The organism is Chryseobacterium sp. Marseille-Q8038 (assembly GCF_965111995.1).
Window position 1 is genome coordinate 1288508 of sequence record NZ_CBCOPN010000002.1, and the last position, 24922, is coordinate 1313429.

General features: G+C 35.7%; 26 protein-coding genes. 22 read left to right on the plus strand and 4 right to left on the minus strand.

The genetic code is table 11. From position 1 onward, the window contains the following. Positions 1–1008 (minus strand): hypothetical protein, encoded by a 1008-nt coding sequence (locus tag ACWPWS_RS19805; RefSeq protein ID WP_454047658.1) that lies wholly within the window; start codon positions 1006–1008, stop codon positions 1–3. Positions 1009–1202: 194 nt separating this feature from the next. Here ACWPWS_RS19805 and ACWPWS_RS19810 point away from each other — a divergent pair, with 194 nt between their 5' ends. From ACWPWS_RS19810 to ACWPWS_RS19835, 6 genes are all read left to right on the plus strand, one after another. Beyond that, complete coding sequence (locus ACWPWS_RS19810) at positions 1203–4853, plus strand: MMPL family transporter (protein WP_454047659.1); 3651 nt, start codon at positions 1203–1205, stop codon at positions 4851–4853. 42 nt (positions 4854–4895) lie between these two features. Further along, positions 4896–5810: a dialkylrecorsinol condensing enzyme DarA gene (locus ACWPWS_RS19815; protein WP_309512942.1), complete on the plus strand. Its 915-nt coding sequence runs from the start codon at positions 4896–4898 to the stop codon at positions 5808–5810. A gap of 1 nt (position 5811) precedes the next feature. After that, the gene (locus ACWPWS_RS19820; protein WP_105684197.1) at positions 5812–6951 is read left to right on the plus strand and encodes a beta-ketoacyl-ACP synthase III; all 1140 of its coding nucleotides are present in this window, start codon (positions 5812–5814) and stop codon (positions 6949–6951) included. Beyond that, on the plus strand, positions 6951–7382 hold the full coding sequence (locus ACWPWS_RS19825) for a hypothetical protein (RefSeq protein WP_454047660.1): 432 nt from the start codon (positions 6951–6953) through the stop codon (positions 7380–7382). The genes ACWPWS_RS19820 and ACWPWS_RS19825 overlap by 1 nt, the downstream gene beginning before the upstream one ends. Before the next feature lie 7 nt (positions 7383–7389). Further along, the gene (locus tag ACWPWS_RS19830; protein ID WP_209786787.1) at positions 7390–7833 is read left to right on the plus strand and encodes an ABC transporter permease; all 444 of its coding nucleotides are present in this window, start codon (positions 7390–7392) and stop codon (positions 7831–7833) included. A 102-nt stretch (positions 7834–7935) separates the two neighbouring features. Continuing rightward, a protein-coding gene (locus tag ACWPWS_RS19835) for an IS3 family transposase (RefSeq protein ID WP_454047661.1) occupies positions 7936–9173 on the plus strand; the annotation gives its coding sequence in 2 pieces (ribosomal slippage) (positions 7936–8302 and positions 8302–9173; 1239 coding nt in all). Between the two features lie 456 nt (positions 9174–9629). On the opposite strand, the gene ACWPWS_RS19840 is transcribed toward ACWPWS_RS19835, so the two are convergent. After that, positions 9630–9809 (minus strand): hypothetical protein, encoded by a 180-nt coding sequence (locus ACWPWS_RS19840; protein ID WP_105684194.1) that lies wholly within the window; start codon positions 9807–9809, stop codon positions 9630–9632. A 309-nt stretch (positions 9810–10118) separates the two neighbouring features. Here ACWPWS_RS19840 and ACWPWS_RS19845 point away from each other — a divergent pair, with 309 nt between their 5' ends. From ACWPWS_RS19845 to ACWPWS_RS19920, 16 genes are all read left to right on the plus strand, one after another. Then, on the plus strand, positions 10119–10523 hold the full coding sequence (locus tag ACWPWS_RS19845; RefSeq protein ID WP_209786786.1) for a hypothetical protein: 405 nt from the start codon (positions 10119–10121) through the stop codon (positions 10521–10523). Positions 10524–10583: 60 nt separating this feature from the next. Then, complete coding sequence (locus tag ACWPWS_RS19850; RefSeq protein ID WP_209786785.1) at positions 10584–11579, plus strand: BtrH N-terminal domain-containing protein; 996 nt, start codon at positions 10584–10586, stop codon at positions 11577–11579. Position 11580: 1 nt separating this feature from the next. After that, positions 11581–12339 (plus strand): ABC transporter ATP-binding protein, encoded by a 759-nt coding sequence (locus ACWPWS_RS19855; protein ID WP_454047662.1) that lies wholly within the window; start codon positions 11581–11583, stop codon positions 12337–12339. Next, entirely contained in the window at positions 12326–13594 is a 1269-nt protein-coding gene (locus tag ACWPWS_RS19860; RefSeq protein WP_454047663.1) for an ABC transporter permease, read from the plus strand. The genes ACWPWS_RS19855 and ACWPWS_RS19860 overlap by 14 nt, the downstream gene beginning before the upstream one ends. After that, entirely contained in the window at positions 13584–14012 is a 429-nt protein-coding gene (locus ACWPWS_RS19865; RefSeq protein WP_105684190.1) for an acyl-CoA thioesterase, read from the plus strand. Before ACWPWS_RS19860 ends, ACWPWS_RS19865 begins: the two co-directional genes overlap by 11 nt. Continuing rightward, positions 14009–15175 carry a beta-ketoacyl synthase N-terminal-like domain-containing protein gene (locus ACWPWS_RS19870; protein WP_454047664.1) on the plus strand — a complete coding sequence of 389 codons (1167 nt, stop codon included), beginning with the start codon at positions 14009–14011 and terminating at the stop codon, positions 15173–15175. Before ACWPWS_RS19865 ends, ACWPWS_RS19870 begins: the two co-directional genes overlap by 4 nt. Positions 15176–15185: 10 nt before the next feature. Then, positions 15186–15725: a 3-oxoacyl-ACP synthase gene (locus tag ACWPWS_RS19875; RefSeq protein WP_454047665.1), complete on the plus strand. Its 540-nt coding sequence runs from the start codon at positions 15186–15188 to the stop codon at positions 15723–15725. Between the two features lie 99 nt (positions 15726–15824). Then, positions 15825–16082 carry a phosphopantetheine-binding protein gene (locus ACWPWS_RS19880; protein WP_034692439.1) on the plus strand — a complete coding sequence of 86 codons (258 nt, stop codon included), beginning with the start codon at positions 15825–15827 and terminating at the stop codon, positions 16080–16082. Between the two features lie 84 nt (positions 16083–16166). Further along, a complete protein-coding gene (locus ACWPWS_RS19885) occupies positions 16167–17366 on the plus strand; it encodes a beta-ketoacyl-[acyl-carrier-protein] synthase family protein (protein WP_454047666.1) in 1200 nt (399 codons plus the stop codon). After that, entirely contained in the window at positions 17363–18424 is a 1062-nt protein-coding gene (locus tag ACWPWS_RS19890) for a beta-ketoacyl synthase N-terminal-like domain-containing protein (protein WP_454047667.1), read from the plus strand. Before ACWPWS_RS19885 ends, ACWPWS_RS19890 begins: the two co-directional genes overlap by 4 nt. A 172-nt stretch (positions 18425–18596) precedes the next feature. Then, positions 18597–19352, plus strand: a complete 756-nt coding sequence (locus ACWPWS_RS19895; RefSeq protein WP_454047668.1) for a polysaccharide deacetylase family protein — start codon at positions 18597–18599, stop codon at positions 19350–19352. Further along, a complete protein-coding gene (locus ACWPWS_RS19900; protein ID WP_454047669.1) occupies positions 19345–19971 on the plus strand; it encodes a LolA family protein in 627 nt (208 codons plus the stop codon). The genes ACWPWS_RS19895 and ACWPWS_RS19900 overlap by 8 nt, the downstream gene beginning before the upstream one ends. Beyond that, entirely contained in the window at positions 19937–20572 is a 636-nt protein-coding gene (locus ACWPWS_RS19905) for a hypothetical protein (protein WP_454047670.1), read from the plus strand. The genes ACWPWS_RS19900 and ACWPWS_RS19905 overlap by 35 nt, the downstream gene beginning before the upstream one ends. An 83-nt stretch (positions 20573–20655) precedes the next feature. After that, complete coding sequence (locus ACWPWS_RS19910; RefSeq protein WP_209786776.1) at positions 20656–21036, plus strand: 3-hydroxyacyl-ACP dehydratase; 381 nt, start codon at positions 20656–20658, stop codon at positions 21034–21036. Further along, on the plus strand, positions 21033–21509 hold the full coding sequence (locus ACWPWS_RS19915; protein ID WP_105684182.1) for a hypothetical protein: 477 nt from the start codon (positions 21033–21035) through the stop codon (positions 21507–21509). Before ACWPWS_RS19910 ends, ACWPWS_RS19915 begins: the two co-directional genes overlap by 4 nt. A 4-nt stretch (positions 21510–21513) precedes the next feature. Then, a complete protein-coding gene (locus ACWPWS_RS19920) occupies positions 21514–22686 on the plus strand; it encodes a DUF2062 domain-containing protein (RefSeq protein ID WP_454047671.1) in 1173 nt (390 codons plus the stop codon). A gap of 184 nt (positions 22687–22870) precedes the next feature. Here ACWPWS_RS19920 and ACWPWS_RS19925 read toward each other — a convergent pair whose 3' ends face one another. Together ACWPWS_RS19925 and ACWPWS_RS19930 are read right to left on the minus strand one after the other, a co-directional pair. Beyond that, on the minus strand, positions 22871–23236 hold the full coding sequence (locus ACWPWS_RS19925; RefSeq protein WP_105684179.1) for a hypothetical protein: 366 nt from the start codon (positions 23234–23236) through the stop codon (positions 22871–22873). After that, positions 23233–24921: a C45 family autoproteolytic acyltransferase/hydolase gene (locus ACWPWS_RS19930; protein ID WP_454047672.1), complete on the minus strand. Its 1689-nt coding sequence runs from the start codon at positions 24919–24921 to the stop codon at positions 23233–23235. The genes ACWPWS_RS19925 and ACWPWS_RS19930 overlap by 4 nt, the downstream gene beginning before the upstream one ends. Between the last annotated feature and the right edge of the window lies 1 nt (position 24922).

Sequence of the window (24922 nt, forward strand, 5' to 3'; positions counted from 1 at the left end):
CTAAATCTCTGGTGTTTTTTTAAACTGATGATATGCTGTGATTATTCCCGTCAGAATTAAAGGCAGGAAAAGCCTCACTTCCCAGAAAAGACCCACTAAAGTAATCATAAGAAGATAAGGAATGGAAAAGAAAAAATATTTTCCAAAAACACTCCTGTTTTCTTCTTCTGTACACAGCTTGTATATAAAATAAATCACAATTAATGCAAAGACCAATCCTGCAAGATTGAAAGGACTGGAAAAGTTTCTGTTAATATAGAACCCTTCCACAAAAGTAGTTTCGTCCTGAACAAGTAATGCTCTCAATCCTAGATAAGGAATCAGAAAAGCAACAACCAATGGTATAATTTTCCAGATTACCTGATAATTTCCTTTTTTCAACTCATCAATATTAAAAAATACCGCGGCAAAAAAAGCAATGTTCAAACAGGCTGTTTCTCTTACCAGAGTAGAAACTCCGATGAGACCAATGAGAATATAAAAGAAAATATTTTTTCTGGTATCTAAATATTTCAGGGTTAAAAAAACACCTGCCAGATAGCAGAATAGAGCAATAGTATCACAATTTGTCGGTGCATATTGTGTGATCACAATGAAAAACACCGATAAGAGATGAATAATCCTTCTCGCATTAAGATTCAGCAGAAGCCCTATTGACTTCAATTGAAAAACGGCATTCAAAATCAAAGAACATAAAACAAAGAACACGCTGTTCATCAGGAAAAGCCCATGGTAAAAAGGGGTTCCGTTTTTTGATAGAAAATCTTTGAAGAAAGAAAGAGGTCCGTTAATCAGACTGTACATCAGATCTGTCATCTGTACACTCAGATAATTAGGAATCACTCTGTAAGCATATACGGAGGAAAATAAAAAGTCAGGAGTAGTCTCTGATGTTTTCAGTCTTGTATAGGAAGATTCAAACCCATAATAAGACATGGCAAACAACAGCAGCGGAAGTACTATTACAAATAGAAATCCGTTTATTTTTTCATCATTTCTTTTCAACATATCTAAAAACAGATTCTTATTTTTTTAATAATAATGGTGGTTGAAAATACATTTTTTCAAAAGGGAACTTTTGCAAAAGTAGAATATTTTTTCATTCTTCCTAGAATATTTTATTGATTTTCAGTCAAAACTTATCGCTAACTATTTTGAACTAATGCTTAAAAAATTAAATTTGCAGACTTGATTTAAATGCAATGCATCGCTTTTTTATATTTTTATATTATCTGATTTCCAGAAATAAAATCCTATCTGTACTGACAGCTTTGGGAATTGCCGTTTTATGCCTATTCTTTGCGTCAAAGATCAATTTTGAGGAAGACATCAATCAGATTATTCCTAAAAATGAAAAATCAGATCTTACGGCAAAGGTTCTTAAACAGCTCAATTTTTCGGATAAAATTATTGTTATTATAGAGAATAAATCCGGAGAAGACAGCTTCCAGCTTTCCGAAACCGCAGATACTTTCCTCAAAAAAATTGACCCTCTACAAAAGTATATCGGCTCTGTTCAGGGTAAAGTGAATGATAATGAGATTTCTGAAACCTTTGACTTTGTCAGCCAGAACCTCCCTTTATTCCTTAATGAGAATGATTATAAAGAGATTGACCGGAAACTTCAGAAAGACAGCATTGCAAAACAGGTAGAAAACAATTACATCTCACTGGTTTCTCCCACAAGTCTTGTCACCAAAGAGTTTATTAAAAAAGATCCTTTGGGACTTACTTTTTTAGGAATCAAAAAATTAAATGCTTTAAATATCAGCAAAGACTTCAAACTCGAAGACAGCTATATTGTAACCAAAGATGGTAAAAACCTCTTACTTTTCATCGACCCCAGGAACAAAAGCAATGATACAAAAGCAAATGAAGCTTTTATAGATCAGCTTAATTCCATCAAAGACCATATCAACAAACAGTTCAAAGGAAAAACAGAGATCAGCTATTTCGGTTCTCCGGTGATTGCTGTGGCCAATGCGAAACAAATCAAAAAAGATATACAGAACACGGTAGTCATTTCCATGACGGTACTTTTGATCCTTCTGATCTATTACTTCAGAAATATCTTTACGCCCATCATTGTGTTTTTGCCCACGGTGTTTTCGGTACTGCTTGCCCTCTTAATCCTTTATTTTATCAAAGATAAGATTTCTGCAATTTCATTAAGTGTAGGCGCTATTCTGATAGGGATTACGATAGATTATGCCCTGCATATTCTGACGCATTACAAACACAACAACAATATTGAAGAGCTTTACAAAGAAATCACCCAACCTATTGTATTGAGCAGTGCAACGACAGCCGTTTCATTCCTGTGCCTGGTTTTTGTACGCTCTGAAGCACTGAAAGATTTAGGCCTTTTTGCAGCCATTACAGTTATTCTTTCTTCAATCTCAGCATTAATTATTGTTCCTCAACTTTATAAACCAAAAGAAAAAGAACATCTCAATACCAATTTTATCGATAGAATTGGCTCTTATCCTTATGAGAAAAACAAACCTTTAATCATAGGATGTTCCATTATCATTCTTGCCTGCCTGTTCGGATTCAGACATGTAGGCTTTAATGAAGATATTGGTGATCTGAATTATATTCCAAAAGAATTAAAAATCAGTGAAGCAAAACTGCAGAAACTTTCCGATATCACTTCAAAATCAATCTACACTATTTCTTATGGAAATTCTGAAGAAGAGGCATTATCCAGAAATTCCGAACTCAGCAGCTTCCTTGAAAAAGAGAAGAAAGAAGGTAAAATTTTAAGTTATAATTCTATCGGAAGTATCGTGCTTTCAGAAAAAGACCAGCAAAAAAAGATAGACCACTGGAACCAATTCTGGAATAACCAGAAAAAGAATCAGACCATTACTGAGCTGGTCGGTAACGGAAATAAATTCGGGTTCAACAGTTCTGCTTTTGACAGTTTTAATGAAGCTTTGCACAAAAACTATACTGCATTAAGTCTAAAAGACTATCAAAAGGTGAAAGCACTTCAGATTTCAGAATTCATGAGCAGCGAAAATGGTTTTTACACCGTTTCCAATGTTGTGAAAGTGAACGAAAATAAACGGGATACTTTCATCAAAGATATTGAGAAGAAACATGATGCCATTGCCATTGACCGCCAGCAGATGAACGAGAATTTCCTTGGACTCCTGAAAAGGGATTTCAATACCTTGATTAATTATTCTCTTCTTGCGATCATTTTAACAATCATTGTTTTCTTCAGAAATTTTGAATTAACAATCCTGACCATGTTCCCAATTGTCCTGACGGGTATTGTGACAGCCGGAATTCTTTATTTCCTGGGACTTGAATTAAATATCTTCAGTACCGTTGTATGCACTCTTGTATTTGGAGTTGGGGATGACTTCAGTATTTTCCTGACACAGGCTATGCAAAAAGAACATACCACAGGAAAAAATGAATTGCCCACTTACAGAACATCCATTATTCTTGCCGTTTTCACGACTATTCTGTCTATCGGATCTTTGATATTTGCCAAGCATCCGGCTCTGCATTCTTTAGCACTCGTGGCTCTGATAGGAATGTTTTCTGTGATTATTATTACCTCTACATTATATCCTTTCTGGTTCAGATTATTCATTACCAACCGGGCCAAAAAAGGACTTTCACCAATCACCTTCAGACTCTCGGTTATTTCAATCTTCTCATTTTTATACTATGGAATCGGAGGTCTTATATTTTCAGCGTTTGGAAGCTTCTTCGTTAAAAATTCCAAAGGAAAAACCCTGGATATTATCAAACTTATTTTAGCCAGATTTTTAACTTCTGTCCTTTATTCCAATCCATTTGTAAAGAAGAAGGTCATTAAAAATACATTGGAAGACTTCAGTAAACCTGCTGTCATTATTGCCAATCATACGTCTTTCCTTGATACCCTGGCAATAGCAATGGCTACCCATAAAATCATTTACCTTGTGAATGACTGGGTATATCAGTCTCCTGTTTTTGGGAAATTGGTACGGGCATTGGGCTTTTATCCTGTTTCACAGGGAATCGAGAACGGAATGGAAAAACTGAAGGAAAAAATTGAACAAGGATATTCCCTGGTTGTTTTCCCTGAAGCAGAGCGTTCTTACACCAATGATGTGAAAAGATTCCATAAAGGCGCATTTTATCTTGCCGAGCAGTTCGGTCTGGATATTCTTCCACTCTATATCCACGGAAACTCTGAGGTATTACCGAAAGGAGATTTTATAATCTATGACGGAAGTATTACCGTAAAAGTGGGGAACAGAATCAGCAAGGATGACATCAGTTTTGGTAAAAACTATTCTGAAAGAACCAAGAAGATCAATGCCTATTTCAGAGAAGAATTTGCAAAACTGAGAGAAGAGATTGAGGATGAAAATTATTTTAAAAAGAAATTATTCCTGAGCTACCTGTATAAGGACAGCGAAGTGGTAAAAGAAGTAAAAGAAGATTTCAATACCAATAAATCAGTATATTTCGAGATGAATAAGCATATTTCCCATGAAGCCAACATCCTTCATATGGCGGATGATTTCGGACAGAAAGATGCTTTATTAACGCTTTACCAGGCAAGCCGAAGAGTTTTTTCTCTGATAAAAAATGATGAAAAAAGAGCAACAGCTGCCCATAGCTATCTGGTAAAAAGAAGAAAGATACAGTATATAAAAGATCTTTCGGAAGTGAACAAAAAGATTGATGTACTTATTGTCTCACATGATCATTTTACATTCAATGACATTCAGGATCTCCCCGAAACAATCATTTTTGTAAATACAAAAAACACTTCATTTGAAAGTGATAATTATGCATTAAAATTTAGTTCTGAATCATTAAAAGTATTTAAAACTAAATAATAAATATGAAAAACATATTTTTGTAAACGCTAAAGAAAACTAATGAAGAAAAATATACTTGTCATATATTATTCACAAACCGGACAACTCGAAGATATCGTGAGAAACATAGCCCAGCCTTTTGAAGCAAAAAAGGATGCTTATGACATTACGTATTACAACATTCAGCTAAAGGAAGACTTTCCTTTTCCCTGGCCAGGCGATGTATTTTTCAACACCTTTCCTGAATCTTACTTACAGATTCCTAAAGAAATCCTTCCTCCTTCAGAAGAAATTCTGAACAAAAAGTACGACCTTATTCTTTTTGGGTATCAGGTATGGTATCTCACACCATCCATTCCTATTATTTCATTTTTAAAGAGTGGTTATGCAGAACGTATTCTTAAAGATACTCCTGTAGTCACTATCTCCGGAACCAGAAATATGTGGATGCTCTCCCAGGAGAAATTAAAGGTATACTTAAGAGATTTACAGGCTAAACTTGTGGGGAATATTGCACTGGTAGACAGACATGACAATTACACCAGTGTATTGACCATCCTTCGATGGCTCACAACAGGTCAGAAAGAAAAATCAGGAATGCTTCCTGCTGCAGGAGTTTCTGATGAAGAAATTGCAGGTTCCGTAAAGTATGGCGAGATTATTGAAAGACATTTTAATAATAATGACCTTAATAGTTTACAGCCGGATCTTGTTAAGAATGGAGCCATTGAAATTCGTGCGTTTCTGGTACGTGTAGAGAAGGTAGGAAACAAAATTTTTACAGTATGGTCTAATCTGATCATCAAGAAAAAAGAGAAACGTCCATTGCTGATAAAATTCTTTAAGGTATATTTGATGGCAGCGATATGGATTATCTCACCTGTCGTTTTGGTTTTACACCTGCTTACAACCCCTATATTTTGGTTTAAAAGACAAAAACAAAAAAGATATTTACAAGGAATTAATTTAAAATAGAATGTACGACGTATTTATAACAAAAGCATCAAAATACTTACCCAATGAGCCGGTAGCGAATGATGAAATGGAGACTTATCTTGGGCTTATCAATGATGCGCCATCCAAAGCAAAATCACTTATCCTAAGAAATAATAAAATTACGACACGATACTACGCTTTAGACACAGAAGGAAATCCTACCCACTCTAATGCGCAGCTTACTGCCAAAGCAATCGAAGGCCTTTTTGATGAAAACTTCAAAAAGGAAGATATGAAATTATTATCCGTAGGAACTACTTCACCAGACCAGATCCAGCCTTCTCACGCTTCTATGGTACATGGTGAACTGAACATCGGAAAATCTATTGAAATTAATACTTCAACAGGTCTTTGCAACTCAGGAATGAATGCGCTGAACTACGGATTCCTTTCCGTAAAAGCCGGAGTACAGGACAATGCTGTATGTGCAGGTTCCGAAAGAATGTCTGCATGGATGACTGCTGATAAATTCAACCACGAAGCTGAAAACTTAAAGTTACTGGAAGAAAGACCTATCGTTGCTTTCAAAAGAGAGTTTCTGAGATGGATGCTTTCTGACGGAGCAGGAGCTTTCCTTTTGGAAAACAAACCCAGAGAAAACAGTATTTCTTTAAAGGTAGAATTTATTGACTTTTATTCTTATGCTCACGAAATTGAAGCATGTATGTATGCCGGATGTGACAAACTGGAAGACGGAAGCCTGAAATCATGGGCAGACTACCCTTCTGATGAATGGTTGAAGCAATCTATTTTTGCCATCAAACAGGATACTAAAATCCTTGATAAATATATCCTTGTAAAAGGAGCCGAAAGTTTAAGATCTTCTTTTGACAAACATAATTTAGATCCGGAAAAAATTGACCACGTATTGGCTCACATTTCTTCAGGATATTTTAAAGACGGACTGAAAGAAGAGTTTGCGAAAAAAGGAATGGATTTCCCTGCAGAAAAATGGTTCTATAACCTTTCTGAAGTAGGAAACATCGGAGCAGGATCTATATTTATTGCCCTTGAAGAATTAATGAATTCAGGAACATTGAAAAAAGGAGAAAAAGTACTTCTTTGCGTTCCCGAAAGTGGAAGATTTGCTTATTCGTGTGCATTACTAACCGTTTGCTAATGGAAAATAAACTGCCTACATCCGATAAAGATTTTGTAGAAAGTCTTATTCCGCAAAGGTTTCCTTTTGTGATGGTGCATGAGCTGTCAGAGTATTCTGAAAGCCATCTTTTGTCAGGTTTTGAAATACAAGGAGATAACCTCTTCATCCAGGACGGATTATTTCAGGCTTCCGGACTGATTGAGCACCAGGCACAAAGTGTTGCGCTGCATACAGGATACAAGTATTACCTGCTGGGGAAAGACGCACCTACTGGATATATCGGAGCGATCAAATCTTTTGAAGCTGAAGTATTGCCTAAAATAGGAGATCAACTTAAGTCTGAGGTAACCATCCTCAATGAAGTTATGGGGGTAACCCTGGTGGATATCGTTACCAAACTGAACGGTGAAGTGATTGCAAAATCTCAAATGAAAACCGCTGTAAAATAAACTGGAAATGGAAATAAAGGAAGAGAATATCATTAATATACACAACTTTTTACCGCATCGCGAACCGATGCTGATGGCAGATTTCATCCTGGAGCTGACCAAAGAAAAAGTAGTGACTTCCTTTGAAATAAAAGAAGACAATGTTTTTGTTCACAACAATGAATTTGCAGAAGCCGGCTTAATTGAAAATCTGGCACAAACCTGTTCTTCTATCCTGGGACAAAGCTTCTTTGAAAATCCTGAAGCAGATACAAAAGTAATCGGGTTTATTACCAATATCAAGAAGATTGAAATTTTTGCCCTGCCAAAAGTGAATGACAAAATCATTTCCAAAGCTTCACTCATTTCACAGTTTGAGAACATCTGCCATATCTTCTGTGAAACATTTAATAATGATGAACTATTGATCAGAGCAGAAATCAACCTGTTTATTCAGGAGGTAAAATCATAAAATCAATTCGACATAGATATAAAAAAGCTGTACGTTTTTGTACAGCTTTTTATTTTAAATTGTCCCGTCCTGAAATAAGTTGACACTTAATCAACTTATATTATGAAAGATCAAGAATTAAAAGATGAAAAACGTACTCAAAGAGATTACAGTATAGGCTTTAAATTACGAGTTGTTTCTCAGGTAGAAAACGGCGATTACACTTATAAACAAGCCCAAAAAGAGTATGGTATCCAAGGCAGAAGTACAGTTTTGGTTTGGTTGCGAAGATATGGTAACTTAGATTGGAGTAAACCTAAACTTCATATTATGCATAACTCTAAAGAAACTCCGGCTCAAAAAATTAAGCGTTTGGAAAAAGAATTAGCTGATGAAAAACTAAAAACTAAGGTTCTTAATACCATGATTGATATATCAGATAAGCAGTATGGCACCCAAATCAGAAAAAAGTTTTCCTCCCAACAATCTTCAGACTCCACAGAGAAGGAATAAGCATATCCAGGCTGTGCAGATTGTTTGGGATAAGCCGTCAGGCAGTTTATCAAAATAAGCAGAGGAGCTTAACCCGTGAAAAAGAATTACTAAAAATAAAGATACTCGTACAAAAAGTACGAATGGAAATGCCTAGACTTGGAACCAGAAAGCTTTATTACCTACTTAAAGGAAGGTTCAAAAATGAAGGAATCAAAATAGGCAGAGATGCTTTATTTGCTTATCTAGAAAGAGAAAATATGCTTGTGCGTGCTCAAAAAAAGTATGTTAAGACAACTTTTTCAAAACATTGGCTTAGAAAACATCCTAATTTATTGAAAGAATTAAAGATCAGAAAAGCAGAACAGGTTTTTGTAAGCGATATAACTTATATTAAAACAAGAGAATCTACCTGCTATTTGTCTTTAGTAACAGATGCTTACAGCAGAAAAATCATGGGATATTCATTAAGTTCAAATATGAATACTGAGAATGTAGCCAAAGCCTTAAAGATGGCAGCGAAAAATAGAGTTTCAAATACTCCTTTGATTCATCATTCAGATAGAGGATTGCAATACTGCTCGGGCTATTACCAGAAAATGCTTAATAAAAACAGAATAAAACCATCTATGACTGATGGTTATGATTGTTATCAAAATGCATTGGCCGAGAGAATTAATGGAATATTAAAACAGGAATTCCTGTTTTGTAAAACAAAGAATATACAAGACTTAGGATCATTGGTAAAAGAAAGTATTGATATCTACAATACAAAAAGACCACATCTGAGTCTTAATATGCAAACGCCAGATAAAGTGCATAAAAAATCCGAAGAAAATAAATACTTCTCCGGATTAAATATTGTCTAATTTTATGTCAACCTATTTTAGGACGACTCAAATTGCATAATTAATTCTTTGCTTGTGAACATTTGTGCAATTCATTAGTGCCATTTGTGTTTAAGATATAAGTTTTGGCTAAAGCCAGTTGATTTTTTACATTTTTTGCAAGTGGGCTAAAGCCCACTCCTATTGAATTGATTACAACAGTCTTGCCATAAAAAACATTCATTTTTCATCTGTTTTAACTACAATTAAGCCTCACACAACATAACTGATAATCAATACAATACAAACAACAAAACTTCATCATAAGATGAATTATTTCACGTGAAACATTTTATAAATCCGTGAAACACTTCTTATTAGGTAAAATCATATCCAAACAAGATAAAATGAAATCTTGCCCATTCAACCCTATAAAAAAGTCACGCTGTTTAGAATCTAAACAGCGTGACTTTTTATGAAAGTTTTGTAAATTTTTTATTAGATAACTACTTCATAGTCATTCCCTCCGCAGATCTGCTCAGCAGGACCGGCAATATCAGTATTGATATCTACGTTACGGATTTGACCATTCGTTCCGTTAGCACATGAAATATAAACAGTTATACCTCCTTGTACTTTTTTTAATTGGCTCTTTGTAAGTAACTTTAAGTTTCTCATGGTTTAAATTTGTTTTAAATTATTAGTTTTTGTTGTTTAAGACAAACAAATATAGATAAAACAATCAAACCACCCATATATTTTCAATAATTAACAAAATTTTATGCATATTCGTAATTAAACATAATGGGTTTCTGTTTTTAGAATCTGTAAAATATTTTCATAAAGCCTCTGTTTCAAAGCAATAACTCCCTCAGAGGTAATATGATTTACATATAATGTATTTTCACTATTTTAGCCACCGATTATAAGAATCAAAAAACAGGTGAAAATTTTTCATCTGCAATCTAAAAAAATGATAGTATTTAGATGAAAAAACAAGACCTGCCTCAAGACGAAAGTAACCTGAAATCCGCTAACATGACTGAAGTGTTGTATGTGACGGATGAGAACGACAATTACACGACAGCAAACAGTACAGGCTGGGATGCCAAGAAAGCTGCTCTGGATGAATCGATGGAACTCATTTATGAAAGAATTGAGGAAGCAAAGCAAAATGTTGCCCATAATAAGGTAAGTCCCATCGTTTATTTTATGGAACTGAACAAAATGGATCTTGGAGTCCTTGCATCTTATGTAGGAATGTGGCAATGGAGGGTAAAAAGACATTTTAAACCCAGGATATTTAAAACACTAAGCGAAACTGCACTGAAAAAGTATGCCGATGCTTTCGGAATTTCAGTGGATGAATTAAAAAACTTCAACGGTAAATAATTGAAATAAGGCTATAGATAATGCCTGCTTCATTTTCCAATGAAAAGATACAATCAGCAAATGAAATTAAACTTTGAACACCATCAGACTGCGCATTGCGAAAACGGTGTTGCTTCTAATCTACTGCTTAATAAAGGACTTAAACTAAGCGAACCCATGATCTTCGGGATCGGTTCCGGGCTGTTTTTTGTCTACCTTCCTTTTTTAAAGGTGAATTTTGCTCCGGGCTTCAGCTATCGTCCGATGCCGGGTGCTATCTTCAGTAAAGCGGCCAAAAGATTAGGAATTAAAATCAAAAGAGAAAAATTCTCAAATCCTAAAGATGCTCAAAAAGCTCTTGAAAGAAATCTGGAACAAAATATCCCTACTGGGCTTCAGGTAGGAGTTTTCAACCTTACTTATTTCCCTGAGGAATATAAATTCCACTTCAATGCCCACAACCTTGTGGTGTATGGAAAAGAAGATGGAAAATTCCTGATCAGTGATCCGGTAATGGACTATACAACATCCCTTTCCGAAGCAGAACTGGAAAAGGTAAGATATGCCAAAGGAGCACTTCCTCCGAAAGGACATATGTACTACCCTGTTTATGTTCCGGAAAATGTAAACCTTGAGGAAGCTATCAAAAAAGGGATCAAAGATACCTGTAAAAATATGCTGGCTCCTGTACCGCTTATCGGCGTAAAAGCTATGAGATGGGTCGCCAAAAGCATCCCGAAATGGGCAGAAAAGAAAGGAACAAAAGTCACCAATCACTATTTGGGACAATTGATCAGAATGCAGGAAGAAATTGGAACCGGAGGCGGTGGCTTCAGATTTATCTATGGCGCATTTCTTCAGGAAGCAGCTATCATTCTCAAAAATGATGAACTGAAGGAATTATCAAAAGAAATCACTTCTATTGGTGATCTTTGGAGAGATTTTGCCGTGGATATTGCCCGTGTTTATAAAAACAGAAACTCAAAAAGCAATATCTATAACGAACTTTCAAAAACGATGCTGCACATTGCAGATCTGGAAGAAGCTTTCTATAAAAAACTGAGAAAAGCGATCTGATATGGCAGAAAATATGATTGAGATCAAAAACTTATACAAGAAATACAAAAATTCTGATGAGTTTTCTGTAAACGATATTTCCCTGAACATCAGTAAAAATGAAATCTATGGAATTCTGGGTCCTAACGGAGCCGGAAAAACAACATTGATTTCAATGCTTTCAGGGTTGATAAAACCTACCTCAGGAACTTTTACCATCAATGGTTTGTCTCCACAAAAAGAAGGTTTTAAAATCAGACAGATCATCGGAATTGTACCTCAGGAATATGCTTTATATCCTACACTTACCGCAAAAGAAAATCTAATGTTTTTTGGAAGTCTGTACGGATTGAAGCACAGCCAGCTAAAAAAAGCAATTGATGATTCTCTGGAAATCATGGGTCTTTCAAAATTTGCCAACAAACAGGTAGGTCAGTTTTCTGGAGGGATGAAGCGCCGCTGTAACCTCATCGCAGGAACACTCCACAATCCTAAAGTTTTATTTTTGGATGAACCCACCGTTGGCGTAGATGTTCAATCTAAGAAAGCCATTATTGATTATCTCCTGGATCTAAATAAACAAGGTACCTGTATTATTTATACTTCCCATCACCTGTCGGAAGCTGAAGAGTTCTGTACTAAAATTGCCATCATCGACCACGGAAAAATCCATGCGGTAGGAACACCTGAAGAATTGGTGAACAGAGTAGCAAGTGCCGAAAACCTTGAAGATGTTTTCATTTCATTAACCGGAAAAGAACTAAGAGATGTTGTTGTATAAACTGTGGAGAAGCTTTATTAAGGAAATTCTTCTGCTGAAAAGAGATATCGGAGGGATTGTCATCATCTTTGTGATGCCATTGCTTTTGATTGTCACCATTACCCTTATTCAGGATTCTACCTTTAAAAACCTTGAAGGATCAAAGATTCCTATCATTTTTATTGATCAGGATAAATCTGAGGTTTCAAAAAATATAAAAGCTGAACTGGAAAACAGCAAAACATTTCAACTGCTGACCAATTTCAATGAAAAATCTGCTCAGGATGCTGTTTTTTCCGGAGATTACCAGATGGCGATTGTCATTCCTGAAAACTTAACGAAAGATTTAAATTCTAATATTGATTCAAAAGTTCAGACCATTGTAAGTTCATTCGGACTGGAAGGAGACTCTGCAAAAGTAAAAACAGCAGCTCCAAAGGCGAAAGAAATTCATTTATACTTTGACCCTGCTACCAATGCCGGATTCAAGAACTCTGTAATGAATTCTGTGAATAAAATGGTTTTTGAAATTGAAAATAAAAAGATCTACAAAGCATTTCAGGATCAGCTGGGAACTACGGAAAATCTTGACGAAAATAAAAACCTGATCAGCTTTAAAGAAATCACACCAAAGAAAGGTGCAATGGACGTAATGCCGAATTCTGTTCAGCACAACGTTCCTGCGTGGACTCTTTTTGCAATATTCTTTATTGTAGTTCCTTTATCTATCAACCTGGTGAAGGAAAAAAGTCAGGGAACAAGTGTAAGAGCGAGAATAAGCCCTACCCCCTATTTTGTTCATATTTTAGGAAAAACATTTACTTATCTTATTATCTGCATCATTCAATTTTTACTGATGGTTGCAGTAGGAATTTATCTTTTCCCTTATATGGATCTTCCGGCATTTGATGTATCCGGAAAAATGTTCCAGCTTGTTATTGTAACATTGTTTGCAGGATTAGCTGCTATCGGGTTCGGTGTTTTATTGGGAACAATTGCCGATACTCAGGAACAGTCGGCTCCGTTTGGGGCAACATCTGTAGTGGTTCTGGCAGCTATCGGAGGAATTTGGGTTCCTGTATTTTTAATGCCGGAATTCATGCAGACTGTCGCAAAATTCTCTCCTATGAACTGGGGACTGAATGCCTATTACGATATTATTTTAAGAAACAGTGGAATTGGAGGAATTGCTAAAGAATTGGTATTCTTATTATTATTTTACTTTGCCACCGTAGCGATTTCCATTTTTTACGAAAAAAAACAAAATGCAGTCTAAAGAAAATATATTAACCTGTACTGAAGAAGTCAGAGTACGATTCAATGAGACAGATCCATTGGGAATTGTCTGGCATGGACATTATATCGTGTATTTTGAAGACGGAAGAGAAGCTTTCGGTCGTCTGCACGGCCTTACTTATCTTGATATTCAAAATGCAGGATTTGTAACCCCCATCGTAAAAAGCACCTGTGAACATTTTCTTCCTTTAAAATATGGTGAAACATTCAGGATTGTAACTACTTTTATCAATTCTGTTTCTGCTAAACTAATCTACCGATATGAGCTCTTCAATCAGGAAGACCAATTGGTATGCAGTGGTGAAACCATCCAGGTATTTCTGGACAGTAACGGTAGCTTATGTCTGTACAATCCGGAGTTTTTTCAAAACTGGAAAGATAAAATGGGATTATCATGAGAAAGGAAATTTATATCACAGACTACAGTTGTGTAACTCCTTTAGGTTTCAATGTGGACACCAACTGGAAGGCACTTTTGGAAGGCCAATCAGGAGTTGATTTACATAAAATCATAGATAATCAGGATGCTTTGTATGCTTCCATGATTGATTCTGAAAAACTGAATGAAGAATTCGATAGATTCTTCGACTCCGCTCAGAATGACATTCCTAATTTCACAAGACTGGAGAAAATGCTTCTTTTAAGTATAAAACCTCTTGTTGAAAATCATTCAATATCAGAAGATACGGCTTTTATCCTTTCAACAACAAAAGGAAATATCAGTCTTTTAAAAAATCAGTCTGAATTACCGGAAGGTGTTTATCTGTCGAAATTAGCAGGAAAAATTGCAGATTTCTTCGGATTCAAAACAAAACCCATCGTAGTCTCCAATGCCTGCGTTTCAGGAGTCATGGCAATTGCGGTGGCTAAGAATATGATCCAGGCAGGAAAATATAAAGACGCCTTTGTCATTGCCGGTGATGAGCTTTCTGAATTTGTTATTTCAGGATTCAATTCATTTCAGGCCATAGGATCGGAACCTTGCAAACCTTATGATAAAAACAGAGATGGAATCAATATTGGTGAAGCTGCAGCTGCAGTCTATGTGACTAGCTGTCATTCTGACGAAGGAAGAATCTCACAAAACGAAAAATTCAGGTTTAAAGTTTTGGGAGATTCTGCCATAAATGATGCCAATCATATTTCCGGACCTTCAAGAACTGGTGACGGTTTATATGCCAGTATCAGAAATGCCATGACTGAAGCCAATGTTTCCTCAGAACAGATTGATTTTATTTCTGCCCACGGAACAGCAACTTTATATAACGACGAAATGGAAGCCATTGCTTTCAACAGGATGGAACTTCAAAATATTCCTCTCAACAGTATGAAAGGATATTACGGACATTGTCTGGGTGCATCCGGACTTCTTGAGAGTATTATCTCTATGGAAAGCGCTCTTCAAAGTACTTTACTTCCATCAAAGAATTTTGAAGAAACAGGAGTAACCCAACCTTTGAATATCATCAGAGAAAACCAATCTGCAGAAATTAAATATATTCTGAAGACGGCTTCAGGTTTTGGCGGCTGTAACGCGGCTGTTGTGCTGGAAAAATGTTAAATTGAACTTGATGAAGAAAATAAATACCTGTACCATAGAACATTCAAAAATAACCGTTGACGGAAATCTTGTTTTTGAAAGTCAAAGCGAAACTTTTCAGGAATTTGCCAAGGAAGCTTATAAAAGTTTAGATCTCAGTTATCCTAAGTTTCATAAAATGGATCATCTGAGTAAACTGGCTTTTCTTTCCGCAGAAACGATTTTGAAAGACGAAGATCACCGCAGAACAGCAATTGTTTTTGCCAACAGATCATCCAGCCTTGATACGGATTTCAAATATCAGGAAAGCATCAATAATCAGGATAACTTCTATCCGAGTCCGGCAGTTTTTGTGTACACCTTACCCAATATTTGTGTAGGCGAAATCAGCATTAAACATAAAATGCAGACAGAAAATGCTTTTTTTGTTTTGGATGAATTTGATGAAAATTTTTTAAACAACTATGCTGAACAGATTCTGCAGTCTGGTAAGGCTGACAAGGTATTATGCGGCTGGGTAGAATTGTATCAGGAAAATTATAAAGCTTTTGTATATTTGCTCACATTATAATTTAACAATGTACCAATCTGATAATGTACCAATGCTAAAGGTAATAACAACTATTGGTAAACTGGTACATTGATATATTGTTACATTAAAATAATATTTATGGAAAACTTAAAAACAGAATTGAAACACAAAATTATTGAAGTCCTTAACCTTGAAGATGTATCTGTAGAAGAAATTAAAGATACTGATCCATTATTCGGAGGAGGATTAGGATTAGATTCTATTGATGCTTTGGAACTTATTGTTCTTCTTGATAAAGACTATGGAATCAAATTAGCCGATCCTAAAAAAGGAAAAGAGATTTTCCAATCTATCGATACGATGGCTAAATTCATCGAGGATAACAGAACAAAATAAATTACTACAACAATCTAACAGTGTAACAATGTAGCAATTATTGGTAAATTGTTAGATTGATACATTGTTACAGTATTGAATACCATGAGTCAAAAAATTGCCATAACGGGAATGGGCATCATTTCCTCCATCGGAAACAATGTGGAGGAAAATTTTATTTCATTAGAAACCGGAAAACACGGAATTTCAGATATCGAAATGTTTGAAACACGCCATGCCGGAATTATTAAAACAGGTGAGATAAAATTATCCAATAAAGAACTTGTACAGAAACTTCAGCTTGATGAAGACAACAATGTAACCAGAACTTCTTTATTGGGAATGATTGCTGCAAAAGAAGCTGTAGAAAGTGCAGGTATTTCAGATATCAATGGTTACAAAACCGGGCTGATTTCTTCTACCAGTGTAGGAGGAATGGATATTACTGAAAAATATTTCTATTCTTACGAAGACTTCCCTGAAAAGCAAAAATATATTGACGCTCACGATGCCGGAAATTCCTCATTGGCTATTGCCGATTATCTGGGATTAAAAGGGATGGTTTCTACCATCAGTACAGCCTGCTCATCGGCAGCCAATGCGATTATGATGGGTGCTAAACTGATCAAAAACGGAGTTTTGGACCGTGTCATTGTCGGAGGAACAGATTCTCTTTCAAAGTTTACGTTGAATGGTTTCAATACCCTGATGATTCTTACGGATTCCTATAACACTCCTTTCGACAACAACAGAAAAGGATTGAATCTTGGAGAAGCAGCCGCTTTCTTAGTTCTTGAATCTGAAGAGATTGTCAAAAAAGAAAACAAAAAAGTCCTGGCTTATCTTTCAGGATATGGAAATGCTAATGATGCACACCATCAGACAGCCTCTTCAGAAAACGGACAAGGAGCATTTTTAGCCATGCAGCAGGCTTTGAAAATCTCAGGATTAGCTAAAGAAAATATAGATTACATCAATGTTCACGGTACGGCGACTCCTAATAATGATCTATCTGAGGGAATTGCTATGATAAGAATCTTCGGCGAAAATCAGGTTCCTGAATTCAGCTCTACAAAAGCATTTACAGGACATACTTTGGCAGCAGCTGCAGGAATTGAAGCTGTATTTTCAATCTTAGCAATGCAAAACAGCCTTATTTTTCCCAACCTGAATTTCAAAACAAAAATGGAAGAGTTTGATCTCAATCCTGTTACTGAATTAAAAGAGAAAAGCATCAATCATGTGCTTTCCAATTCATTTGGATTTGGAGGAAACTGTTCAACTTTAATTTTCTCAAAATCATGAGTGCAGTATACATCAACAGTGCATCCTGTATCTCAGTTCAGGACACTTTAAACGAAAATATTCTTCAGAACCTTACTCCCAGGAATTCTTCAAACATCATAAAAGCGATAGAACCCAATTATAAAGAGTTCATTCCACCTGCGATGATCAGAAGAATGTCTAAAACAGTAAAAATGAGTTCCGTAGCATCAAATTATGCATTGAAGGAAGCCGGTATTGAACAACCGGATGCCATCATCGTAGGAACCGGAATGGGCTGCTCTCAGGATTCTGAAAAGTTCCTGAAAAATGTGATTGATAATCATGAAGAGTTTCTTACGCCTACTTTTTTTATTCAGTCTACTCACAATACGGTAGCAGGACAGATTGCTCTGGGATTGCAATGTCATGCTTACAACTTTACCTATGTAAATACTTCTTCCTCACTGGAGTTTTCATTATTGGATGCTCAACTTCAGATCAATGACGGAGAAGCGGAAAATGTTCTTGTGGGATCTACAGATGAACAGACTGACAGAACAATGGAATTGTACTGTTTGAATAATACCATCAAAAAAGAAACAGATCTTCCCATTGACTACTTAAATTCCACTACCAGCGGAGTAATCTGGGGTGAAGGGGCAAGTTTCTTTGTTGTAGGAAAAAATAAGACTGAAAATTCTTACGCTAAGCTTCAGAATATCCAAATCAGCAATAAGGTGGAATTGAATGAAGTAAAAGATTTCATCCAGAATTTCTTAGTTCAAAACAATCTTTCCCACAATGATATTGATGCGGTTATTTTAGGGTTCAGTGGAGATGCAAAGTCAGATATGTATTATACAAAAGCAATGGATCTTTTTCCGGATTCAGCACAGCTGTATTATAAACATCTGAGTGGTGAATTCAATACAGCCAGTGGTTTTTCAACGTTTATAGCCTGTCATATCCTTAAGGAACAGCAGATCCCGGAAATTATGATGATCAACACTGAGAAAAAAGAAAGTGTGAAGAATATACTTATTTACAATCATCTGGGAGGTGATGATCACAGTTTGGTATTACTGGAAAAGGCATAATTGTTGAAAAGTCAATAGTGACTTTCTTACAATCAAAGCAGTACTGTTGTCATTCTGACGAAGGAAGAATCTCTATTTTTCACATTAAAGATTCTTCATTTCGCTTCGCTACACTCAGAATGACAAAATGGATACAAATCCAGAAAGTTTAATAACATAAAAGTAATCGGCAATGAAACACTATCCATTCATCCTCTTCTATCTTTTCTGTAACGCTTTTATTTATGCGTTTCACGGAAGTTTTTGGGTGTATCTGTTTTGTTTTTTTGCTTTTTCTGCAGTTGTAGTTTGGGGCTCTTTTGATATTGAACTGGGATATTTTGTCAACAGCCTTACTCATAAACGCACCAGAATTAAAGAAGTAGCCCTTACTTTTGATGACGGGCCTACCGAATTTACTCCAAAGTTTTTAGACCTGCTTAAAGAACATGAGGTAAAAGTAACCTTTTTCTGTATTGGTAAACAGATTGAAAAATATCCGGAAACGTTTCAGAGAATTATTGCGGAAGGTCATACGATCGGAAATCATACCTTAACACATTCCAATTCTACAGGATTTTTATCTACTTCAAAAATGATTGAGGAAATTGAAAAATGTGATGCAATCATGAAGAACGTTGGAAATATCAGCACCCATCTCTACAGACCACCTTTCGGAGTGACGAATCCCAATATTGCGAAAGCGATTAAAAGAACACATAAAAAAAGTATCGGATGGAATGTCCGCTCCTTAGATACCGTCATTGATGATGAAAAGAAAATCTATACCAGAGTTACCAAAGACTTGAAAAAAGGGAGCATTATCCTGCTTCATGATACTTCGGAAAAGACTTATCGTGTTCTGATAGATTTATTAGTATTTTTGAAGGACAAAAAATATTCAACCTTTACAGTTGATACAGTTATAAATTCAAATAGAAATGATTAAAAATATTGCTTTCGGAGCATTCTTACTGGTTTCAGGTTTCTTTTTTGCACAAAACACGGCAATGTCAGGAGCTGAAGCCAAAGCATTTGTATCGAAGGTTTCTTCAGAGACCAAAGAGATCAAAACATTACAAAGTGATTTTACCCAGACCAAAAAAATGGATTTTCTGGATAAAAGCATTGTTACCTATGGAAAAATGTCATTACAGACTCCCAATATGCTGAGCTGGAAGTATACTAAACCTTATCAGTACAGTATTGTTTTTAAAAGCAATAAGATCTACATCAATGATCAGGGGAAAAAATCTTCTGTAGATGCCAAGAGCAAAACATTTGAAAAAATCAATAAACTGATTGTAGGAAGTTCAAACGGAACCATGTTCAATGATCCTGAATTTACGGTAACGTACTTCAAGAACGGAAATTATAATGTGACAAAGTTTATTCCTAAAACATCCCAACTGTTGAAATACATCAAACAGATTGAGCTGTATTTCCCTAAGAACCAGTCGACGGTTTCTCAGGTAAATATGACTGAAGCTTCCGGAGATACTACGAATATTGTTTTCAAAAATACCAAGGTCAATGCTTCAATTCCTGCGTCAGAGTTTACTCTATAGCCTGATTCTCATTCTGACAGTTTCCTGTAAAACCTACAAGTTAACGGAAGCAAAACCTGTTTCCTCTTCTGAAAAGATGGTTGAGAATTTATACTTCTCTTCAGGCGAAGATTATGTATACAAATGCCAGATGGATATTTATAAAAACCATGTAAGCGGGATTCTGATCATCAAAAAACTGAATGAAACGACCCATCGTGTTGCTTTAACATCAGATTTTGGGAACAAACTAATTGATTTTGAGATTTCTGAGAATAATTTCAAGTTGAATTATGTACTTCCTGACCTGGATAAAAAAAATGTCATTAATTTCCTGAAAAACGATTTTCAGCAGCTTCTGAAAAAACAATATCCGGTAAGCGAAAGTTTCGAGAATGAAAATGCGAAAATCTATCTTTCAAAAATTGAGAATAAAAGCTATTATTTATTCTTCAGTAAAGAAAACAGTTTGCTGAAACAGATCATTTACACGAAAAATAACAAGGAAAAAATCGATTTTACTTTTGATGCAAAAAAACCTATCTTCGCGGATAGCTTAAATCTACAGCACAAAGACTTTAAGATCAATATAAAACTAGTTCAAATAACCGACACTGAATAAGTTCCAACAGGAAAAATTGTACAATATTTGAGCTCTTTTTCAGACCGGACTGTATTGTACATTTAATCTTAAAAAATAAGATCATGCAAACCATTCTTACAGACTTTTACACATTAACATCATACGATAAAACAGAAGACGGAAAGTTTACTGCTCATATCAACCTTAATAAAGACCACGAGATTTTTAAAGGACATTTTCCTGGGAATCCGGTAACACCCGGTGTTTGTATGATGCAGATCATTAAAGAGCTGACAGAAGAATTTACAGGTTCAAAATTATTCCTTAAAACAGCTTCGAATGTAAAATTTATGGCAATTATCAATCCGTTTGAAACACCTGATTTGGTTCTTCAACTTGATATTGCTGAAAATGGAGAAGACGTTAAAGTAAAAAACGCAACTTCTTTTGGCGAGACTATTGCATTGAAATTGTCTGTAAGCTATAAAAAAATACCATCATGAAACTAATCTTATCATTCTTAGCGGCATTTGTTTTTTTCTTTCAGTCGGATCTTGAAACATTGAGAAACAGCTATGCTAAAGCTAATGAATCTAATGGTAATACCCAAAACTTCATTGAAACTGCGGATAAACAATCCGGTTCAGATGCAGTCACTGTAGGCTACAAGGCAGCAGCGAAGATTATGGAGGCAAAAATTGCTAAAAGTAACAGAAAATCACTGGTAAAAACAGGAGCAACAAGTCTTGAAAGCGTTATCAAAAGTAATCCTAATAATGCAGAATTACGTCTGATCAGATTAAGCGTTCAGGAAAATATTCCGAAAATTGTAGGCTACCGTGGAAGCCTAAAGGATGATAAAGCTTTTCTGCTGAATAATTACAGCAAACAGAATACAGCATTAAAAGGCTATATCAAAAGGTTTGCTATGCAATCTAAAACCATTACAGAGGCGGAAAGAGCCACTTTAAAATAAAAAAATGTCCCTTGCTGAAGTTCAAAATGCAATTTCTGAAAAGAAGATATGCATTTTAATACCTACCTACAATAATGAAAAGACTCTGAACAGGGTTATTGACGGTGTTCTCAACTACACCGGAAGTATTATTGTGGTCAATGACGGTTCCACAGATTCTACCCCTCAGATCCTTGCCCAATATCCTCAGATTACGGTAATCTCTTTACCGGAGAACAAAGGAAAAGGGAATGCCCTTAAAACAGGTTTTAGAGCGGCAAAAAAATCCGGGTATGATTATGCCATCACCATTGATTCGGACGGACAGCATTATCCGGATGATATTCCGGTATTCGTAGAGGCGCTTCTTCAGGAAAAAGAAGAAGTTCTTCTGATTGGAAACAGAAATATGTCTCAGGATGGTATTCCCAAGAAAAGCAGTTTCGGAAACCGTTTTTCCAACTTCTGGTTCTGGTTTGAAACCGGTATAAAGCTGGAAGATACCCAATCCGGATACAGACTTTATCCTTTGCATAGAATTCCAAAGAAATATTTTACCCCAAAATTTGAATTTGAAATCGAAATCATTGTAAGAACTGCCTGGAGACATGTTCCGGTAAAAAATGTACCGATCAGGGTTTTATATGATCCGGCAGAACGGGTTTCCCATTTCAGGCCTTTCAAGGATTTTACGAGAATCAGTATTCTGAATACGATTTTGGTGACAATTACCCTGCTTTATATTATTCCGAGAAATTTCGTGAATAATTTCAAAAAAAAAAGCTTTAAAAAATTCATACAGGAAGATGTCTTAGAAAGTGACGGGAGCAACCGTACAAAAGCATTTTCTATAGCGCTGGGAGTTTTTATAGGACTTTCTCCTTTTTGGGGATTTCAGACGCTTCTGGTCATCAGTCTATCTGTACTCTTTAAACTCAATAAAGTACTTGCATTTGTAGCCTCCAATGTAAGTCTTCCCCCTTTTATTCCTTTTATCATTGCCGCTTCTCTGTTTTTAGGAGCACCATTTGTAAGTGGTGACAGTGATATTTTAAGCCAGGATTTAAATTTTGAACTGATCAAAAACAATCTCCTGCAATACGTTATCGGCAGTTTCATCTTAAGTACTACCCTTTCTGCTCTTGCAGGGATAGCCTCTTTTCTGTTCCTGAATAAAGTAAGCCCGGAAAACAACTAAAAAAGCCCGGAACAATGTTCCAGGCTCATCACAATTAGTTATTATTATTTCCTATTTTGAAACGATAATCTTTTGAGAATAGTCAATTGAGTCATTGCTAACTTTCACAATATAAGCACCATTGATCAGTTTTTCTGCACTGATGGTATAATGTTTTGAATGGAATAAGTTTTTTCATGGTTAGTTATCTGTAAACCACATCAGAGAATGATAATGGAGTCATCATAATGGTAGCAAATATGGCAATAATGACCAGAGCCAGTTGGGTAATATGGTATATTTTTTCTCTTTCGTCATCATTGATTTCAAACGTAAATTTTATCTTATCCGGTCTTCTGATAATCAACCAGATAAAGAGAAGAATAACCAAATTCATGAGGATTGGCATGATAAGAAATATTTTACTTCCATCAATGTCTTTCATATTTCCGTAGCCGTGAATAGGGATGGTGTCCGGGATTGAACTGTATACTGTAAACAAATACACGGAATGGCAGATGATGATAACAAAAGGAATGCAGAACAGCAGTTTTATATATTTGGGGATCATTTCAGTTTCTTTAAAGTTTTCTTAAGGTACTTTTCAACATTTTTTCTGTCAGGAACTGTGGTAATTTCTTTCGTTAAAGCTTTTTCAAATTCGACTTTTGCCTTTGAATATTCTTTTTTGTTAAAATAATATTTCCCTGACTGATAATACACCTGCCAAAAATCGGGGTTCATAGACTGATAATAAGGAATAAGATCATCTGTCAACAATATATCTTTATTTTCTGCGGCCTCATTGATTTCTTTAGCCAGCATTTTAGATTGTTCATAGTGCGCAAATTCTTCAGAATCGGCAAATGGATCCCTTGCAATATTCAATTTTGTTTTTGCCTGCAGACTTTGGGATAATGGTTTGTCGGAAAAGATTTCATTCAGATCATAACATACAAATTCTCCTAACTGGTAAGGATTTGAAGAAACCCAGACCAACTTTTTCTGAGGCGAAAATATAACCGCATGGTGAGCTAAAAGTTGGTTGAGTGCTTTTTCATTACCATAGCCTATGTTTTCATCTTTTAAGCCAGATCTGTTTCTTAAAATGGAAGCCATCTTTTCCGGGGTCATATTTTTTTCTTCCTGTAAAAGCTCCTGAAGTCTTTCATAGCGATATTCAGAATGGCTTTCTTCAATATGTTTCTGATTTCTTTTGTCCTCTTTATAGGCTTCAGACTGGAAATGATTGGTACAAAGAACCCTGCTGGTATTCTGCACTCTGTATACACCGAAGTTTTTAGGCGAAACTTCAATAATTACCGCATTTTTGTCTGCTGCACTTCCCACAAGTATAGATTCAGAAACGAAAACTTTTCTTTTTTTAGCAATGGCAATCGCTTCATCAATATTTTTAGCATACTGCAGAATTTCTCTTGTAACAAGGGAAATAGGAGTCTTTGCCGTCAAAGGAATTTTTGATTTCCCTGCATTAATCGTGACTGTAATTCCTTCTTTATTCATACCGGAAACCACACCAATCATTCCCGGCCAGCTTACAGACATGTAAGGAATTCCTTCCTCTGGCTGAACAAATTCTACCAGTTTATTTTTTGCAAAGTCGTCCCCCACATAAAAGTCGAAATTTCTTCCGATCAGCAGGTCTCCATCTTCGGTATTTTCGTTCCATACGGCAAGAGATGTACAGCCTACCATTGCAAGATCCTGCATGGCATGCCCGATATCATGAGCACCGTGCAGGTAAAGGTTTCTTAAATATTTAGGAGCAATAAAATCATACTGATCAGATGAATATTGTGATAAACCGTATAATTCTGCCTGATAATCTTCTCTTACATTGAGATACATTTTTCTGTTGTACCATTTTAAAAAACCTCTTAACAGCCTTTGTCTGAATTTTGAGGGCACAAACCCTTCAACTTTTGCAAAGAAGATACTTTCCTGTTTCTGCATTAAGCTTTGAGTCAATGCTCCGTTATTATATCCCAGCTGTATAGGATTTCCTTTAATATAAAGTTCCCAGAGCTGCTGTTTATTTTTGGTAAGATAATTTTGATTATAGCTGAAAGTACTGTCGTTGATTCTGGTAACCTTCGGAACTTCCAGCGCATATTGTTTTACATCTGGAATATGCCGGATAGATTTTGATATTCCGCAGGCCGTGAGGAAAAAACAAAAAGTAAGGTAAAGAAAAGCTCTTTTATGGGATCTATAAATGGTTTTAGTTTTTTTCACT

Bases quoted from the DNA above. Each gene is read 5' to 3' on its own strand.
- ACWPWS_RS19805 (WP_454047658.1), bottom strand. From the start codon at position 1,008: ATGTTGAAAAGAAATGATGAAAAAATAAACGGATTTCTATTTGTAATA.
- ACWPWS_RS19810 (WP_454047659.1), top strand. From the start codon at position 1,203: ATGCATCGCTTTTTTATATTTTTATATTATCTGATTTCCAGAAATAAA.
- ACWPWS_RS19815 (WP_309512942.1), top strand. From the start codon at position 4,896: ATGAAGAAAAATATACTTGTCATATATTATTCACAAACCGGACAACTC.
- ACWPWS_RS19820 (WP_105684197.1), top strand. From the start codon at position 5,812: ATGTACGACGTATTTATAACAAAAGCATCAAAATACTTACCCAATGAG.
- ACWPWS_RS19825 (WP_454047660.1), top strand. From the start codon at position 6,951: ATGGAAAATAAACTGCCTACATCCGATAAAGATTTTGTAGAAAGTCTT.
- ACWPWS_RS19830 (WP_209786787.1), top strand. From the start codon at position 7,390: ATGGAAATAAAGGAAGAGAATATCATTAATATACACAACTTTTTACCG.
- ACWPWS_RS19840 (WP_105684194.1), bottom strand. From the start codon at position 9,809: ATGAGAAACTTAAAGTTACTTACAAAGAGCCAATTAAAAAAAGTACAA.
- ACWPWS_RS19845 (WP_209786786.1), top strand. From the start codon at position 10,119: ATGAAAAAACAAGACCTGCCTCAAGACGAAAGTAACCTGAAATCCGCT.
- ACWPWS_RS19850 (WP_209786785.1), top strand. From the start codon at position 10,584: ATGAAATTAAACTTTGAACACCATCAGACTGCGCATTGCGAAAACGGT.
- ACWPWS_RS19855 (WP_454047662.1), top strand. From the start codon at position 11,581: ATGGCAGAAAATATGATTGAGATCAAAAACTTATACAAGAAATACAAA.
- ACWPWS_RS19860 (WP_454047663.1), top strand. From the start codon at position 12,326: ATGTTGTTGTATAAACTGTGGAGAAGCTTTATTAAGGAAATTCTTCTG.
- ACWPWS_RS19865 (WP_105684190.1), top strand. From the start codon at position 13,584: ATGCAGTCTAAAGAAAATATATTAACCTGTACTGAAGAAGTCAGAGTA.
- ACWPWS_RS19870 (WP_454047664.1), top strand. From the start codon at position 14,009: ATGAGAAAGGAAATTTATATCACAGACTACAGTTGTGTAACTCCTTTA.
- ACWPWS_RS19875 (WP_454047665.1), top strand. From the start codon at position 15,186: ATGAAGAAAATAAATACCTGTACCATAGAACATTCAAAAATAACCGTT.
- ACWPWS_RS19880 (WP_034692439.1), top strand. From the start codon at position 15,825: ATGGAAAACTTAAAAACAGAATTGAAACACAAAATTATTGAAGTCCTT.
- ACWPWS_RS19885 (WP_454047666.1), top strand. From the start codon at position 16,167: ATGAGTCAAAAAATTGCCATAACGGGAATGGGCATCATTTCCTCCATC.
- ACWPWS_RS19890 (WP_454047667.1), top strand. From the start codon at position 17,363: ATGAGTGCAGTATACATCAACAGTGCATCCTGTATCTCAGTTCAGGAC.
- ACWPWS_RS19895 (WP_454047668.1), top strand. From the start codon at position 18,597: ATGAAACACTATCCATTCATCCTCTTCTATCTTTTCTGTAACGCTTTT.
- ACWPWS_RS19900 (WP_454047669.1), top strand. From the start codon at position 19,345: ATGATTAAAAATATTGCTTTCGGAGCATTCTTACTGGTTTCAGGTTTC.
- ACWPWS_RS19905 (WP_454047670.1), top strand. From the start codon at position 19,937: ATGCTTCAATTCCTGCGTCAGAGTTTACTCTATAGCCTGATTCTCATT.
- ACWPWS_RS19910 (WP_209786776.1), top strand. From the start codon at position 20,656: ATGCAAACCATTCTTACAGACTTTTACACATTAACATCATACGATAAA.
- ACWPWS_RS19915 (WP_105684182.1), top strand. From the start codon at position 21,033: ATGAAACTAATCTTATCATTCTTAGCGGCATTTGTTTTTTTCTTTCAG.
- ACWPWS_RS19920 (WP_454047671.1), top strand. From the start codon at position 21,514: ATGTCCCTTGCTGAAGTTCAAAATGCAATTTCTGAAAAGAAGATATGC.
- ACWPWS_RS19925 (WP_105684179.1), bottom strand. From the start codon at position 23,236: ATGATCCCCAAATATATAAAACTGCTGTTCTGCATTCCTTTTGTTATC.